The following is a 14841-nucleotide window of genomic DNA, read 5'->3' as shown; positions in this document are numbered from 1 at the left end:
CTGACGGACGGAGAGACGATGGACAGCAGGCCGGCCCGGGCGGCGTTCCTGGAGCAACTGGTCGCCGACGGGGTGCCGTACATGTTCGGCAACCCCGGCACGGTCGAGCAGGGCTTCCTGGACGAACTGCGCCACTTCCCGGGCCTCGAGTACGTGCTGACCCTGCAGGAGTCCGTGGCCGTGGGCATGGCCGACGGCCACGCCCGGGCCACCCGCCGGCCGACCCTCGTCCAGCTCCACTCCGGAGTGGGCCTCGGCAACGGCATCGGCATGCTGTACCAGGCCATGCGGGGCCACGCCCCGCTGGTCGTCGTGGTCGGCGAGGCGGGCCTGCGCTACGAGGCCATGGAGGCGCAGATGGCCGCGGACCTGGTCGGCATGGCCAGGCCCGTCACCAAGTGGGCGACCCGCGTGGTCGACCCCGACTCCACACTGCGGGTGCTGCGCCGGGCCTTCAAGGTCGCCGGCACCCCGCCGTACGGCCCGGTCCTGGTGGTGCTGCCCGCCGACGTGATGGACCGGCACACGAGCGAGGAAGCGGTGCCGGTGGTGTATCCCGACACCGCTTCCGCACCACGTCCCGAGCAGATCGCCCACGCCGCCGTGCTGCTGTCCGGCGCCCGGCGGCCGATCGTGATCGCCGGGGACGGGGTCCACTTCGCCGGGGCCCAGCAGGAGCTGGCCCGGCTGGCCGAGGTGTGGGGCGCGGAGGTGTGGGGCGCGGACTGGGCAGAGGTGAACCTGTCCGTGGAACACCCCGCGTATGCCGGCCAGCTGGGTCATATGTTCGGCGAGAGCAGCCGCCGGGTCACGGGCGCGGCGGACGCGGTCCTGCTGTGCGGGACGTACGCGCTGCCCGAGGTCTTCCCGGCCCTGGAGGGGGTGTTCGGCAAGGGGGTCCCGGTCGTGCACATCGACCTGGACACCGACGCCATCGGGAAGAACCACCCCGTCGACCTGGGCCTCGCGGCCGACCCCAAGCGCACCCTGGCGCTGCTCGCCGGCGCGCTCGACGAGCGGATGAGCGACACGGAGCGCGAGGCGGCGGGCGAGCGGCTGCGCGTGGGCGCCGCCGAACGCGCCCGCGTCCGGGCGGAGTCGGCGGCCCACCTGCGGGACAACGCTGCCGCGCAGGACCTGCCGCACATCGCCTTCGCCGAGGAGCTGGCGGCCCAACTGCCCGAGGACGCCGTGCTGTTCGACGAGTCGCTGACCGCGGGACCCGCGCTCTTCGGTCCGCTGCCGGCGGCCGTGCCAGGGCACTGGCACCAGACCCGCGGCGGCTCCCTCGGCGTCGGCATCCCCGGCGCCCTGGGCGCCCAACTCGCCCATCCCGACCGCACGGTGGTGGGATTCACCGGCGACGGCGGCAGCATGTACACCTTCCAGGCACTGTGGACGGCGGCCCGGCACAACATCGGCGCGAAGCTCGTGATCTGCAACAACAGCAGCTACAAGCTCCTTGAGGACAACATCGAGCAGTACTGGCGGGAGCAGGACATCCCCGCCCACGCGCAGCCGGAGATCTTCGACCTCTCCCACCCCGCCATCGACTTCGGCGCGCTGTCGAGGTCGCTCGGCGTGCCCGCGGTGCGGGTGGAGAAGCCGAGCCAGGTCGCGGGAGCGGTGGCCGACGCGCTGGCGCACCCCGGCCCGTTCCTGATCGATCTGGTGACCGGTCGAGGGAAGGGGCAGTAGCCGTGCGTCTGTCGGGGCACAAGATCGCCGTACTGATGGAGAGCGACTTCTACGAGCCCGAGATCCTCTACTACCAGCGCAGGTTCCCGGAGGAGGGCGCGGAGGTCCACTTCCTGACCCGGCTGTGGGGCGCGGAGCGGATCACCTTCCACGGGCACGAGCACCGGATGCCGTTCACGGTCACCGAATCGTTCGAGGACATCGACGAGTTCGCGCTCAAGGAGTTCAGCGCCGTCATCGTGCCCTCGGGCATCGTGGCCGACCGGCTGCGCTACACCGAGGACCCCAAGCAACTCCCGCCCGCCGCACAGTTCCTGCGGCGCGCGTTCGCCGACCCGGTCATCGTCAAGGGGATCATCTGCCACGGCATGTGGCTGGCGGCCCCGGTGCCCGGCCTGGTGCGCGGCCGGCGCGCGGTGGTGCACAACAACCTGCTCGGCGACCTGCGCAACATGGACGGGATCTACGTGGACCAGGACGTGGTCGTCGACGACGACCTGGTCACCGGGCGCACCGGCGAGCACTGCCACCTGTTCGCCCGCACCATCATCGAGCTGCTCGCCAGCCATCCGCGGGGCCTTCCGGCCTCGTCCTGGACGACCCCGAGGCTGACCGGGCAGCCCCCCGCGGCGGCGCTCCCGTGACCGCGCCGCCGCACCGGGCCGCCCGCGAACCGGCGACCGGGCACCGCAGTCCGGCGGTTCCTCCCCCCGCCCCGGTGCCCGGCCCGCGGCCCCCCTCCTCGCGGGCGGCCCGTCCCTCCTTCCGCCGGAGACACCCGTGACCGGGTCACCGGCGGGGGAGTACCCCCCACCGGACCACGTCCATCCGCACCACACGTCCGCCGCACCCCGAGTTCACGGGTGCGGCGGCGACGCCTGGAAGAGCGACGGGGGGAGTACGTCGATGAGTTCCGGTGGGCAGGAACGCGGGGCCGTCGCGGTGACGCCCCCGCCGCGGACCGCGTCAGCCGTGCCGTTCCTGAGCCTGGGCCAGGGACTGGGCGGGGTCGTAGGTCATCGGCATGCCCGAGGCCTGGAGCGCGTGGTCGTAGGCCTCAAGAGCCTCCTTCGAGCGGCCCTGGCGCTTCCATACGTCGCCGATGTGCCGCCACTCCTGGGCCGTCTCGTACGACGCGGTGAAGTGCCGCAGCTGACGTGTCGCCGCGTGCAGGGCCTGAAGCCCTTGGTCGGCGTCCCCGCGCAGCAGATGGATCTCGGCCAGCCGGACCCGTGCCCCGACCGCCTCCACCCGTGGACCCGAACTCATCAGGCCCAGCGCGCGCCGGGCGTGGTCGGCGGCCTCGTCCCAGCGCCCCAGCTGCATGTTGGCGTCCACCAGGCAGATCTCGCACCGGCCCTGCTCGACCGCGGTGCCGAACTGCGCGAGGGTCTCGCCGGCGTCGTCCAGCAGCTGCTTGGCGCGGGCCGGGTCGGGGTTGCCGGACTGGAGCTCCAGCCAGGCGACGTTGACCTTGAGCATCGCCACGTGCCGCAGATTGTCGTCGTCGGCCATCATCGCCAGCGCCCGCTCGGTCAGCGCCAGCGCCTCGGGCAACTGCCGGCGGGAGACGGCGACCAGTCCCGCGTTCCAGTACACCGCGCCCCGGCCGGTCCGCCCGCCGTGCTCCTCCGCGACCGGGATCAGCTTCTGGGCGAGCAGATGGGCCCGGGTGATGTCACCGCGCATCAGGTACGACGCGATGAGGGTCGAGCCGACCTGGATGTGGTCCACGGTGACGTCGAGCCCGAGGGAGTCCAGCGTCGCGAGCGCCCGCTCGCAGATCTCGATGCTGAGCGTGACGTCGCCCATGGTCCGGTAGCAGCGGCCGAGGGCGACCGACACCCGGCACCACTCGTCCGAACCGGCCGCGAGAGACGGGTCCTTGACGAGATCCTCGAGGACGGGGATCGCGGCCTCGACGCGGTCCAGCTTCTCCAGCGCGGTCGCCTGCCCGATGCGGGCCCGCAGCCGCATCGCCGCGTCTACGAGCCCGGGCTTCGACAGGAGTTCGCCGAACGCCTGGAGCGCCTCTCCGTTGTCGCCGTTGCGCAAGGCCATTTCGGCGAAAGAGAGCCTGAGTCGGGCGTCTTCGGTGGCGTGGTCGTCGCGGCCGGTGCGCAGATGATCCGCGGAACAGCCGAGTTTCCGGGCCAATGTGGTGAGCACGGCATCCGAGGGAGCCCTTTTGCCCGATTCGATGAGCGAGATGTAGCTCGCGGAGATATCCGTGGAGGCCAGATCCTGCTGCTTCAGGCCGAGCTCGACCCGAAGGTCTCGGATGCGCCTGCCCACCTGGACCGGAGATACGTCTTCGACATGATCCATTTGGCTTCCCAGGGTGAGCACATGACTTGAGATGTCATAGATCACAATACCAGCATGACTGAGGCACGCCAATGGGTGGGGCGGACCTCGTCCCGCCGATGGCCCAAAATCCCGTGTTCCAGCGGATGACCTTTCGGTAGCGGAGAGGAAATGGAAATTCCGGTTCTGCCTGTCGTTTCTTTGTAAAACCGCTCTTGACTTGATCTGTAATTCACGCTTGACTGTCGTTGTAAAGAAAAGAAAGCGGGAGAGGAGAGAAAAGTGATTCCGAAACACGTCATATTGCTTGTGGCAATGCTCCTGGTTGCCGGCCTCGCCGCCTCCGGTCTCTATGTCACGGCAGGTGAGCCGTCGAAGGAACCGGTCAAGCAGTCCATGCAGAACGGTCCGAACGGCTGCTGCTGAGGCCGTCGGGTCGAAGCGGGACGGCCGTTGGGGAATATTCCGTCCCGTTCCGTCCCTCGCCGAGTCAGTCCCCGGTGAGTGGGAAATGACAGACGACCGACCGACCGCCGTCCGCCGGCGTCCGGAGCACCGCGGGGAATTCCCGTTCACAGCGCGACCGTTGACTCGGCTCCAGTGACTCGAACACCGGGCAGCGTGGCCTGAACCGACATCCCGTACCGCTGTCGCCGGCAGCGGGCGGATCGCCGCGCAGCACCGTCGCCGAACGAACTCGCGCCACCGCGGGATCCGGCACCGGAACCGCGTCCAGCAAGGCTTTGGTGTACGGATGACAGGGTTGTCCGAACACCTCGTCCACCGTGCCGGTCTCGACGACGCGACCGGCATACATGACCGCGACCCGGTCGGCGATCTGCCGGACCATGGCGAGGTCGTGCGAGACGAACAGGCACGAGGGGCCAGGGTCCTCCTTCAGCCGGCGCAGCAGATCGAGGATCCCGGCCCGCACGGACACGTCGAGCGCGGACACCGGCTCGTCGAGCAACAGCAACCGCGGTTCCACGGCCAACGCCCGGGCGATGGCGATGCGTTGACGCTGCCCACCGGAGTACCGGTGCGGGAGGGCAGCGGCGTCGTCCGGGCGCAGGCCGACCAGCCGCAGCACCTCCGGCACCCGCGCGGCGATCCGCTCGGCCGGCGCCCGCTGCACCAGCAGCGGCTCGGCGACGATGTCGCCCACCGTCATCCGCGGATCCAGGCTCGCCATCGGATCCTGGAACACGATCTGCAGCGCGCCCCGCAACCGCCGCTCCGCGTCCCGTGAGAGCGCGCCGGTGTCCTGCCCGAGGACCTCGATGGTGCCCTGACGTGGCGCCCTGAGCGAGATCACCTCCAGCAGGGTGGTGGACTTCCCGCACCCGGACTCGCCCACCAGGCCCAGCGTCTCGCCCCGGCGCACCTCCAGGTCCACCCCCTCCAGGACCCGCACCTCACGCCTGCCGCGCCGTCGCCGACCGCCGGCCCCGGCCACCGGGAACGACTTGACCAGCCCTCTTATCCGCAGCACCGGTTCCACCACGCCCCCCGCCACCGCCGCCCGCACGGGCACCGACGGCGGGAACAGCTCCGCGGCCCCGAGCCGCACGGCCTCCTCACTGCGCCGGCAGGCGATCAGGTGCCGTGCGTCGAGGGGCGGTTGCCGTTCCTGGTCGGCCAGGTGCGGTTCGGCACCCGCCAAAGCCGCCTCGGTGTCGGCCGGTTGACCCTCCCCACCTGCCACGTCACCCTCGTGGCAGACCAGTTCCGGCTCGTACGTCCGGCACTCCGGCTCGGCCAGCGGGCAGCGCGGCGCGAAGGTGCAGCCGGAATCCCGGTCACCCGGGGCAGGCGGAGCACCCGGCATCGGAGTCGGCGGGACATCCCGGTCGAGCCGGGGCACGGAACCGATCAGCCCCGCGGTGTACGGCATCCCGGGCCGCGCGAACAGCTCCCGCGTGCGGCCGTACTCCACCACCCGCCCGCCGTACATCACCGCCACCCGGTCCGCCGTGCCGGCCAGCACCCCCAGGTCGTGGCTGATCAGCAGCAGCGCCGCGCCCGTCTCGCGGCGCGCGGTGACCAGCGCCTGGAGCACCTGCGCCTGGACCGTCACGTCGAGCGCGCTGGTGGGCTCGTCGGCCACGATGACGTCCGGGCGGTTGGCCATCGCCATCGCGATCATCGCCCGCTGCCGGGTACCGCCGGACAGCTGGTGCGGATAGGAGTCGGCGACCCGGCCCGGTTCCGGCACCCCGACCGCGTCCAGCAGCTCCGCCGCCGCCCGGCGGGCCGACTCCCGCCCCGGACGCGGGCGTTGGTGGATGCGCAGGGCCTCGCCTATCTGGTCGCCGATCCGGTGCACCGGGGTGAAGGCGGCCAGCGCGTCCTGGAAGACCATCGCGATGTGCCGGCCGCGCAGGTCGGCCAGGTCGCGCACCGGCAGCCCCACGAGCTCGCGCCCCAACAGCCGTACGGACCCGCTCGCTTCGAGTCCCGGCGGGCACAACCCCAGCAGGGCCAGGGCGGTGAGGCTCTTGCCGGCCCCCGACTCGCCCGCCAGGCCCAGTACTTCGCCCCGGCGCAGCAGCAGATCGACGCCCCGCACCAGGGGCAGGGCGGGGGAGCGCCGCGAGGCCGGCCGCCCGACGCGCAGTCCGCGCGCCTCCAGCAGCACCTCTCTCGCGGCCTCCGCGGAACCCGGCGCCGTCATGCTCTGCCCACCGCCGGACCGCTCTCCACGGAGGCGGGACCGACCCCGGTCGCCGAGCCCTCCGCTCCCGCGCCTCCCGCACCCGCCGACCCGGCCGGGTCGAACGCGTCCCGCAGCCCCTCGCCGACCAGATGACAGGCCAGGACCAGCAGCACAAGGAGCCCGACCGGGAAGAAGAACATCCACGGATACGTCGTCGGCACGTCCGAGGAGTCGGCGATCAGCGTGCCCAGCGAGACGTCGGGAGGCTGCACGCCGAAACCGACGTACGAGAGACCTGTCTCGCTGATCACCGCACCCGCCACCGCGACCGTGGCACTGGTGGTGAGGAAGGACACCAGGTGCGGCAGGATGTGCCGGCGCACCACAGCGACCGGCCCGAGGCCCATGTACGTTGCCGCCAGCACGAACTGACGCTCCTTCAGGGAGCGGGTCATGGCACGCACCGCGCGGGCGGTGACCATCCAGCCGAACGCCGCGAGCAGTCCGCCGTAGCCGAGCCAGCCCAGGGACCGCAGCCGGGGCGCGGCGACCACCAGGACCAGGAACGCCGGGACCACCAGCATCAGGTCGACGAGGAACATCAGCACCCGGTCCGGCCAGCCGCCCAGATAGCCGGCGCACACGCCGACGACCGTCCCGCCCGCCGTCGAGACGACGGCCACCAGGAACCCGATGAACAGCGACTTCTGCAGTCCGCGCACGCACTGCGCGAAGACGTCCTGGCCTATCCGGTTGGTGCCGAACCAGTGCCCGGAGCCGGGCGGCTCGCGCAGCGCCGAGTAGTCGACGGTGGCGTACGGCCAACGGGAGAACGCCGGTCCGGCGAAGGCGAGCAGCAGGAGCGCGCACAGCAGTGCCGCCCCCGCGACCGCCGAGGGGGAGCGGGCCAGCCGCCGCAGCCGGGCGCTACGCGGGTAGCTCATGCGAATCGGACCCGGGGATCGAGCGCCGCGTGCAGCAGGTCCGCGCACAGTCCGGCCAGCAGGACGAGCACCGCGCCGAACACCTCGATGGCGACCACGGCGTTCACGTCACCCCTCTGCACGGAGTCGAGGAACCAGCTGCCCATGCCGTGCCAGCCGTAGATCTTCTCCGTGAACACCGCGCCGGTGAACATCGTCACGAACCCGAACGCGAAGACGGTGGTCAGCGGGATCAGCGAGGTGCGCAACCCGTGCCGCAGCAGAGCGCGTCCCGGCGTGAGTCCCTTGGCCTGGGCGGTGCGCAGATGTTCCGCGGCGAGCACGTCGAGGGTCGCCCCGCGCTGGTAGCGGCTGTAGAGGGCGACCGCGCCGAGGGAGACGGAGAGGGTGGGCAGGACCAAGTGGGCCGCCATGTCCCGCAGTTGGACCAAGGGACCGCCGTCGAGGCCAGGGGTGCTTTCGCCGGTGTAGCGGATCACGCTGCGGCCCGTCGCGTCGTTGACCGCGATCGCGCCGGTCTGGAGCAACAGCCCGAGCACGAACGGCGGCACCGACAGCACCGTGAACGACAGCAGCGTCAGTCCCCGGTCCGGCAGCCGGCCGCGCCGCACGGCCGCCCACACGCCGGCGAGCACTCCCAGCGCCGTGCCGGTCACCGTGCCCACCAGCAGCAGCCGGGCCGTCACCCCCACCCGGCGGCCGAACTCGGCGGTCACGGACGTCCCGTCGAGCGTGCGCCCCAGATCTCCGTGCAGGGCCCGCCACGACCAGTGCCCGAACCGCTCGACCACCGGCGTCCGCCGGTCCAGGCCGAGTTCGGCCAACCGCTGGTCGACCACCCGCTGCGGCGGAGGAGGTGTGCGCTCCTCGAAGTACGCGCGTGGGTCAAGGGCTGCCGAGGAAAGCAAATAGCAAAGGAAAGTTGACGTGACGAGCAATAAACAGTAGTTCGCCAGACGTTTTGACAGCATCGCCCACAATGCGACTCCCCCCGCGGCGCTTCACGGCCTTGACATGAGCCAATGTTAAACTTCCGAGCCGCTCGGGAGGGGCATCGAAATGACGAGATTCCCGGAACGACGCAGATTCTTATGGGCCGTTCAGGTGTGTGTCGCGCTCGCCGCTCTGTTGGCTGGATGCACGTCGTCCGGCGGGCCGAACGAACCTGACGACCGGGATTCCCGCGCGGCGGTACCCGCGTACGACCGCACCGATGTCAACGCCCGCCCCCGCAGCGCACTTCGGGACGGCGGCACCCTCACCCTCTCCATGGTCCAGTGGCTCACCCAGTTCAACTACTTCCAGCTGGACGGCTCGTTGGACGACGCGCTCACCGTGGTCGGGCTCTTCGAGCCAAGACTGTTCCTGCGGGACGCGAAAGGCGTACCGCACCCGGTCCCCGACTACCTGACCTCCGCCAAGGTGATCTCCACCTCTCCCCAGACGGTCGTCTACCGGCTCAACCCCAAGGCCCGCTGGTCCGACGGAACGGCCCTGGGCTGGCAGGACTTCGCCGCCCAGTGGCGCGCCCTGGGCCGCGGCGACCAGCGCTACCAGATCGCCGACCCGAGCGGATACGAGGACATCGCGTCGGTCACCGAGGGCGCCGACGCGCATGAGGTGAAGGTCGTCTTCAAGACGCCGTTCGCCGACTGGCAGCGCCTGTTCAGCCCGCTGTATCCCGCCGCCGCGTTCAGCACCCCCGAGGAGTTCAACGAGGGCTGGCGGACCGGACTGCCCATCACCGCGGGCCCGTTCAAGGTCGGTTCGCTGGACACCACCGGCAAGACCCTGACCGCCGTACGCGATCCGAAGTGGTGGGGCACCCGGCCGCTCCTGGACCAGGTCGTCTTCCGCACCCTCGACCCCACGACCGCCGTCCAGGCCTACCTCAACGGCGAGATCAGCGCCGTCAACGCGGCCTCCGGGGACGTGTACGACCGGCTCAAGGGCGCCTCCGGCACCGACATCCGCACCGGCTCCGCCTGGGACGAGGTGCTGGTCTCCTTCAACGGCGCGAGCGGCCCGCTGGCCGACCCCCAAGTACGCAGAGCCGTACTGCGTGCGGTCGACCGGAACGCCCTGGCGAAGGTCGCCGGCGAAGGGCTGCCGATCGGCGTGCCGTTGCTCGGCAATCACTTCTTCATGACCAACCAGCCCGGATACACAGACAATTCGGGGAGCCTCGGCAGCTACGACCTGAAGGAGGCCGAGCGAATTCTGGACGAGCGCGGATGGCACCGGAAGAACGGAAGCGGAACACGCACCAAGGACGGGCAGGAGTTGAAGCTGCGATTCGTGCTCAGCCAGTCCACCAACCGACTCGGGCTCGACCTCTCCCAGCTGATCCAGCAAATGCTCTCCCGGGTCGGCATCGCGGTGGAGATCCAGAAGGTGCCGGCCGACGACTACTTGTCGAAGTACCTCAACCGCGGGAATTTCGACCTGGCGATCTTCCGATTCATCGGCCAGACCTATCCCAGCTCGCTGTACTCGATCTACCGGGAGCCGAGCGGCGGCCAGGCCTATGAGAACTACGGCCGGATATCCAGCCCCGACATCGACGCCCTGCTGCGCGAGGCCGTGCACACCCTGGACCCGGACCGCCGCGCCCGCCTGTACCGACAGGCCGACGCCGAGATCTGGGAGGCGGCCCACGACCTCCTGCTCTACCAGCGCCCGCAGATCCTCGCCGTCCGCGAGGGTCTCGCCAACTACGGCGTACCGGGCCTGGGTGACATCGACTTCACCCAGGTCGGCTGGGAACGCTGACGGCCGCGAGCCGCCCCAACTCCCTTTGCGCTGTGCTCAGTGGCCGCGCTCAGTAGACGAGTCCGCCGTCGGCGCGGATGTTCTGCCCGGTCACCCAGGCCGCGTCCGGTCCGGCGAGGAACGCCACCACGGCGGCCACGTCCGCGGGCCGCCCGAGCCGGCCCAGCGGGGTGTCGGCGATCACGTGCTCGCGGATCTCCGCGGTGGTCGCGCCGCGCAGCATGTCGGTGTCGCTCGGCCCGGGCGAGACGGTGTTGACCGTGATCCCGCGCGGCCCCAACTCCCGGGCCGCCACCCGCACGAACGCCTCGCCCGCCGACTTGCTGGCGATGTACACCGACTCCGGCACCCGCGGCCAGCGGGTGGTGACGGTCGACAGGCCGATGATCCGCCCGCCGTCCCCCATCCGCTGCGAGGCGAACTGCACGGCGAAATAAGGAGCCTTGGCGTTGACGGCCATCACCCGGTCGTACTCCGCCTCCGCGGTCTCGCCGATCGGCGTGAACGAGGCCACGCCGGCGCTGTTGACAAGGATGTCGAGGCCTTCGGCGCCGATGGAGCGGAAGTGCTCGTCGGCCGTCGTGAACAGCCGCTCGATCTGGGCCACTTCCGCCAGTTCGGTCTGCACCGCCCAGGCGGTGCCGCCGGCCGCCGCGATCTCTTCCTCGATCTCGGTCGCGGCGTCCTTGTTGGTCGCGTAACTGAACACGACGGCCGCGCCGTCGTCGGCCAGTCGTCGCACGATCGCCCGGCCGAGGCCGCGCGAGCCCCCGGTCACGACCGCCGTACGGCCCGCGAGCACCTTGCCCGTGGCCGTCTGCGCCTGGTTCATACGAGCCTCCTGTGTCTCGCTGCACGAGCGAGGGCGTGAACGGGGAAACGAGGAGAGGACATGGAGAGAGGACATGGGGAGAGGGAATGAGGAAAGGGACGGGACTTCGCCACGGCACCCCCGCGCGCCGCCCGGCCGCATCCGTCCGCCTTCCGCCTGACCGACCTGGCCGCCTAACCGACCTAACCGACCTAACCGACCTAACCGACCTAACCGACCTAACCGACCTGCCCGGCCGAGCCGGCCGACGCCGGCGGGACCGCCCGGGGCCGGCGCAGCGTGTCGTAGCCCAGCGCGACCGAGGCCAGCGTGACGTGGTGGTGCCAGCCCCGGAACGAGCGGCCCTCGAAGTCGCCGAGGCCGAAGTCCTGTTGGAGCCGCGCCAGGCTGTTGCCGCACAGCGCCCGCAACTGCGCGAGCGGCAGCACGTCGGCGATCCTGCGCGCGGGCAGGTTCGTCAGCCAGTAGGTGCGCGGGGCGGGCCGGCCGTAGGGCCAGTCGGCGACCAGGTGCCGGGGCCGCTGCGGCGGGCGTTCGGGCAGCGGGCGCCCGGCCGCCGTGCCGAGCCGCGCCTCCGCGAGCAGCAGCGCCGGCATGGACAGTACCTGCGACTGCCGCATCCGCGAGGTCGCCCGGTCCTGCCAGGCGATCGGCATCCGCTTGCGGTGCTGGACGGCGTGCCGGGCCAGCTCCGACAGCGTGCCGCGGCCGGGCGCCGAACCGGCGCACGGCCGCGGCAGTGTGACCGCCACGGTGGGCGCCACCTCCACCAGATAGGCGAGCCCGCGCGCCTCCAGACCGTGCAGCAACGGCGTCACATCACCGTCGCAGCGCCAGTCCACCAGTACCGGCAGCGGCTCCAGGTACCACTCCTCCAGCATCTCGTCGATCGCTTCCAGCACATACCGCCAGCGCGGCTTGGCCCGCTCCTGGGCCGGTACGTGCGCCTGCGTGCGCAGCGCCTCGTCCCGGTCCCAACGCTGCGGCAGCAGCAACTGCCAGCTCACCGGCACCCCGCCGTACCGTCCGGCCAGCGAAGTGGCCAGCGCCAGCTGGCAGTTGACGGTCCGCTCCAGCGAGGGCGCGTACTGCCGGGCCACGCCCACCGAACGGTCGCCGTTCTTGGCGAAGACGACCTCGTCGAAGCACCAGGCCTCCGCCTGCAGCGCCCGGCTGATCCGGTGGGCGAGCCGCTCCCGTACCGGCCGGCACGGCCACGGGCTCTGGTTGACGAACTGCTGGATCTGCTGGACCGCCCGCCGGCCCAGCACCTCTTCGGTGATCCGGGCCGGCGTCTTGCGCCCGGGCACATCGAGCAGGCCCCGGACGTAGACCTCGCCCCAGCGGCGCTGGTCGGAACGGGACAGCGCGCCGAAGAGGTCCTGGCAGTAGGCGGTGAAGTCCACCGGCTCGTGCGGCACAGCGGGCTGTGCCGGCCGGTCCATGACGTACCTGGGGGGAAGCAGCGTCGTGGTCATGTCGGCTCAGTCCTCCTCGCCCTCGAACAGGAAGGCGTCGGTGGCCAGCAGGGCTTCCCGTACCTCGGGCAGTACAGATCCCACGACCACGAAGTCGACTTCCAGGCCCGCCTTGGTGCGCTGCACGAGCAGCTCGTTGACCGCGGGCCTGCACATCTCGGTCAGTTCGCCCAGGTGCAGTTCGACCCGGCGCGGTCCGGCCGCCATCACCTCGCCCAGCACGTGCCGGAAGCGGTCCAGCTCGACCGCGTCGACGGCGCCGGAGCAGCGCACGTGCGCGGTGCCGCCGGCCACCTCGCTGCGCACCCGCAGCCGCATCCGCGCCGGCTCCAGCTCGACCCGCACCCGCACCGGCTCGTCGCCCTCCGGCAGCTTCACGGTCAGCAGCTTGGCGTCGAAGTTGTGGTGCTCGTTGCCGTCGACCCACACCCGGGTCAGCTCCACCGAACCGGTGGGCAGCAGGTCGGGTGCCACCCGCAGTTCGCGCTGCGGCAGATCGGCCGGGCGCGGCCGGAAGTGCAGGGTCAGCGGCTCGTGGCTGATCAGCAGCCCGGTGTAGGCCGCCGAGAGGTAGCACAGCTCCAGCGCGTGGTAGCCGGCCATGGCGTGCGAGCCCTTGAACCGCTCGGTGCCCACCAGGTACGGGATGCCGTCGGCCAGCACGTTGAAGTACACGCCGCCGTCCTGGTGGTCCAGGAAGAAGGCGTTGTAGAAGGCGGCGGCCTCCCGGGCCAGGCGCAGCGACTCGGGGTCGTCGCCGGTGCCGGCCAGGATCAGATAGGCGAGGATCGCCTGCTCCTGCTGCCACCAGGCCTTGCGGTTGTGCCAGACCATGCGGTGGATGCCGCTGTCCGCGTCGGGCTTGCGCTCGACGACGTCGTACCAGCCGCCGCGCTGCTGGTCGCTGCCGACCGGCGGCATGATCTCGCCGATCCGGCGGGCCGCCTCGGCGTACTCGGGCTTGTCGTGCAGCGCCCTTATCCGGGTCAGGTTCCAGGCGATCTTGAGGTTGTGCCCGACCACCGCGCGGTCCTGCTGCCAGCCCCAGGTGCGGTCCGCGCTCCAGTCCTCGTGGAAGCGCTCCTGTACGAAGGGGCTCTCCGGCTCGTCCGGGAAGCGGGCCACGATGGTGTCCGCGGTCTCCTCCAGGAGCTCGGCGAAGTCCGTGCGCCCGGTGGCCAGATAGGCGTTGATCAGATACGCGGGGGCGTGGTCGCCGACCGAGTTCCAGTTCTTGCGCGACCGGTTGCGGCCCAGCGCGTCGTCGCACGGGCTGAGGTTGATCGGGTCGATGTGCGAGAAGAAGCCGCCGCGCTCCTCGTCGCGGAAGTAGCGCTGGAAGAGCGCCACCGTGCGGTCGATGTCCTGGAGGATCCGCGGGTCGCCGGTCACCCGGTAGGTCTGGGTGGGCCCGGCCAGCGCGTAGATCTGCTCGTACATCGGGATGGCGTCGTAGTCGTCGCCGAACTCCGAGGCGTAGACCTTGCGCCGCCCGGTCGGGGTGATGTCCATGCCGTGGTACCAGTAGACGATCCCGTCGTGCTTGTCGTCCACGCGCATGTACTGGCGCAGGTACTCGGTGCCGCTCTCGGCCGCGTCCAGGAACCGGTCCTCGCCGGTGAGCAGGTACGCCGTCGACAGGCCGTACACCAGCCGGGAGATGGTGTCGGTCTCCTGCCGCACGTTCTGCCCGGCGTGCTCGGGCAGTTGGGCGCCGTCGAGGGTGAGCTGGGTGCGGTAGTGGCGCCAGTCGTAGTCGCCGTCGGGGAACTGGCCGCGCAGATAGAAGTCGGCGATCTCGGCGGCCTGTTGGACCCACCAGCGGGGGTGCTCGAAGACGTAGTGGCCGCGGCTCTCCTCGGCGAAGGTGATCTCCTTCACCTCGAAGCGCGAGCCGCCGTCCCACTCGTAGAAGACGCCGTACGCGAACAGGAAGCGCCCGGTGCTGAGCATGTCCTGGGTCTGCGCGGTGGTGTCCTGGTAGGGGTCGCCGAGGTTGCGGACGATGCGGGAGACGACGTTGCGGGCCAGGTGCGCGGTGAACTCGCGGCCGTCGGAGGTGCGCAGCCCGAAGCGGTGCTCGGTGGGGCTGAAGTAGGTGACGTAGCCGGCGACGGTGTCGGAGAGGATGCGGTGGTTGGCGGTGTCGGTCAT

General features: G+C 71.0%; 10 protein-coding genes. 3 read left to right on the top strand and 7 right to left on the bottom strand.

Annotated elements, in window-relative coordinates:
* Window positions 1-18 precede the first annotated feature (18 nt).
* Both ACWD5F_RS21835 and ACWD5F_RS21830 read left to right on the top strand, forming a co-directional pair.
* Complete coding sequence (locus ACWD5F_RS21835) at window positions 19-1698, top strand: thiamine pyrophosphate-binding protein (protein WP_451256444.1); 1680 nt, start codon at window positions 19-21, stop codon at window positions 1696-1698.
* A gap of 2 nt (window positions 1699-1700) precedes the next feature.
* Entirely contained in the window at window positions 1701-2342 is a 642-nt protein-coding gene (locus ACWD5F_RS21830; protein WP_124002658.1) for a DJ-1/PfpI family protein, read from the top strand.
* 322 nt (window positions 2343-2664) lie between these two features.
* Here ACWD5F_RS21830 and ACWD5F_RS21825 read toward each other — a convergent pair whose 3' ends face one another.
* The 4 genes from ACWD5F_RS21825 to ACWD5F_RS21810 all read right to left on the bottom strand — a co-directional run bounded on the left by ACWD5F_RS21825 (window position 2665) and on the right by ACWD5F_RS21810 (window position 8576).
* The gene (locus tag ACWD5F_RS21825; RefSeq protein ID WP_401727650.1) at window positions 2665-4026 is read right to left on the bottom strand and encodes a helix-turn-helix domain-containing protein; all 1362 of its coding nucleotides are present in this window, start codon (window positions 4024-4026) and stop codon (window positions 2665-2667) included.
* A 469-nt stretch (window positions 4027-4495) separates the two neighbouring features.
* Window positions 4496-6679, bottom strand: a complete 2184-nt coding sequence (locus ACWD5F_RS21820) for a dipeptide ABC transporter ATP-binding protein (RefSeq protein WP_451256441.1) — start codon at window positions 6677-6679, stop codon at window positions 4496-4498.
* The gene (locus ACWD5F_RS21815; RefSeq protein ID WP_451256439.1) at window positions 6676-7605 is read right to left on the bottom strand and encodes an ABC transporter permease; all 930 of its coding nucleotides are present in this window, start codon (window positions 7603-7605) and stop codon (window positions 6676-6678) included. The genes ACWD5F_RS21820 and ACWD5F_RS21815 overlap by 4 nt, the downstream gene beginning before the upstream one ends.
* The gene (locus ACWD5F_RS21810; protein WP_401727672.1) at window positions 7602-8576 is read right to left on the bottom strand and encodes an ABC transporter permease; all 975 of its coding nucleotides are present in this window, start codon (window positions 8574-8576) and stop codon (window positions 7602-7604) included. The genes ACWD5F_RS21815 and ACWD5F_RS21810 overlap by 4 nt, the downstream gene beginning before the upstream one ends.
* 157 nt (window positions 8577-8733) lie before the next feature.
* On the opposite strand from ACWD5F_RS21810, the gene ACWD5F_RS21805 reads away from it, so the two are divergent.
* Entirely contained in the window at window positions 8734-10377 is a 1644-nt protein-coding gene (locus tag ACWD5F_RS21805; RefSeq protein WP_451256437.1) for an ABC transporter family substrate-binding protein, read from the top strand.
* Window positions 10378-10426: 49 nt separating this feature from the next.
* Here ACWD5F_RS21805 and ACWD5F_RS21800 read toward each other — a convergent pair whose 3' ends face one another.
* The 3 genes from ACWD5F_RS21800 to ACWD5F_RS21790 all read right to left on the bottom strand — a co-directional run bounded on the left by ACWD5F_RS21800 (window position 10427) and on the right by ACWD5F_RS21790 (window position 14841).
* Window positions 10427-11209: an SDR family oxidoreductase gene (locus tag ACWD5F_RS21800; RefSeq protein WP_401727655.1), complete on the bottom strand. Its 783-nt coding sequence runs from the start codon at window positions 11207-11209 to the stop codon at window positions 10427-10429.
* Between the two features lie 218 nt (window positions 11210-11427).
* Window positions 11428-12654: an IS701 family transposase gene (locus tag ACWD5F_RS21795; protein WP_451256769.1), complete on the bottom strand. Its 1227-nt coding sequence runs from the start codon at window positions 12652-12654 to the stop codon at window positions 11428-11430.
* A 39-nt stretch (window positions 12655-12693) separates the two neighbouring features.
* Window positions 12694-14841, bottom strand: coding sequence for an AGE family epimerase/isomerase (locus ACWD5F_RS21790; protein WP_401727657.1), 2148 nt, complete (start codon window positions 14839-14841; stop codon window positions 12694-12696).

It is taken from the genome of Streptomyces sp. NPDC002499, from assembly GCF_053595415.1.
Note: the sequence above shows the minus strand (reverse complement) of the source record. Positions and strands in the feature narration are given on the sequence as shown.

Bases quoted from the DNA above. Each gene is read 5' to 3' on its own strand.
- ACWD5F_RS21825 (WP_401727650.1), bottom strand. From the start codon at position 4,026: ATGGATCATGTCGAAGACGTATCTCCGGTCCAGGTGGGCAGGCGCATC.
- ACWD5F_RS21800 (WP_401727655.1), bottom strand. From the start codon at position 11,209: ATGAACCAGGCGCAGACGGCCACGGGCAAGGTGCTCGCGGGCCGTACG.
- ACWD5F_RS21795 (WP_451256769.1), bottom strand. From the start codon at position 12,654: ATGGACCGGCCGGCACAGCCCGCTGTGCCGCACGAGCCGGTGGACTTC.
- ACWD5F_RS21835 (WP_451256444.1), top strand. From the start codon at position 19: ATGGACAGCAGGCCGGCCCGGGCGGCGTTCCTGGAGCAACTGGTCGCC.
- ACWD5F_RS21820 (WP_451256441.1), bottom strand. From the start codon at position 6,679: ATGACGGCGCCGGGTTCCGCGGAGGCCGCGAGAGAGGTGCTGCTGGAG.
- ACWD5F_RS21810 (WP_401727672.1), bottom strand. From the start codon at position 8,576: ATGCTGTCAAAACGTCTGGCGAACTACTGTTTATTGCTCGTCACGTCA.
- ACWD5F_RS21790 (WP_401727657.1), bottom strand. From the start codon at position 14,841: ATGACCGACACCGCCAACCACCGCATCCTCTCCGACACCGTCGCCGGC.
- ACWD5F_RS21815 (WP_451256439.1), bottom strand. From the start codon at position 7,605: ATGAGCTACCCGCGTAGCGCCCGGCTGCGGCGGCTGGCCCGCTCCCCC.